2 protein-coding genes are annotated in these 888 nt (G+C 31.9%); both read right to left on the bottom strand.

Going from position 1 to position 888, the window contains the following annotated elements; translation table 11 throughout:
• Positions 1 to 84 precede the first annotated feature (84 nt).
• Positions 85 to 519: an arsenate reductase (glutaredoxin) gene (arsC, locus tag ACY3FQ_RS18675; protein WP_131367349.1), complete on the bottom strand. Its 435-nt coding sequence runs from the start codon at positions 517 to 519 to the stop codon at positions 85 to 87.
• 144 nt (positions 520 to 663) lie between these two features.
• On the bottom strand, positions 664 to 885 hold the full coding sequence (locus ACY3FQ_RS18670; protein WP_489774632.1) for a helix-turn-helix domain-containing protein: 222 nt from the start codon (positions 883 to 885) through the stop codon (positions 664 to 666).
• Positions 886 to 888 lie beyond the last annotated feature (3 nt).

Below are 888 nucleotides of genomic sequence, written 5' to 3'. Positions count from 1 at the left end.
TTTCATCTGATAAGCATTTAAAAAAATTAACTTGATCCATATAAGTCTCCTTCACATTGTTCCCATCCAAGAGATGAGAACGTGCTATTTAATTCTTTGACCATTTTCATCAATAATTTTTTCACCATCTTCTTTGCTAAACGCGCCTTTTTGAGGTAACGGGAGAATATCCAGAACAATTTCAGAAGGACGACACAAACGTGTACCTAAATCCGTCACAACGAATGGGCGATTAATCAAAATTGGATGTTGAAGCATAAAATTTAAAAGCTGTTCATCAGACCAATCTTCCTGATCTATTCCTAAATCAGAATATGGAGGTACATTTTTACGAATTGCTTCTCTAACACTTAAACCAGCACTACGAATAAGTTCAACTAATTCTGCTTTCGAAGGTGGGGTCATTAGATATTCAATAACAATTGGTTCAACACCCGAATTACGGATTAAAGCCAAAGTATTGCGTGAAGTTCCACAAGCGGGATTATGATAAATCTTTATGACGCTAGAATTATTCATTTTACGATTAACTCAAATTCAAAATATCTTTATATATGAATATCCGCATATATTCAATAAAACTGCTGTATTTTTTTATCCAATAGTAAGGGAATAAGACTTTAAGTTATTAATAAAAAATTAAATTTTGAATAAAAATATATATCAAGCTAATAAATAAGTGACTAATGAGGAATTGAAACTATAACCAACCCCCCTCACAGTTCTAATGATTTCTTCGATTTTATTTTTACTTAGAACTAGTCTTATACGTCGTATATATACATCAATTGAACGATCATCAATACGATCATTTTCACCACATAAATGATTTTTGAGCGTAATTCGACTGATAGGACGATCTGGATGCTGAGCAAGAAAATACAATAG

The sequence above is a fragment of the Acinetobacter sp. AB03 genome, from assembly GCF_058107045.1.
The sequence above is the reverse complement of the archived record's forward strand: the minus strand, read 5'-3'. Positions and strand labels throughout refer to the sequence as shown.

What these genes read in the sequence shown, in the direction of transcription:
- arsC (WP_131367349.1), bottom strand. Translation starts at nt 519, where the DNA reads ATGAATAATTCTAGCGTCATAAAGATTTATCATAATCCCGCTTGTGGA.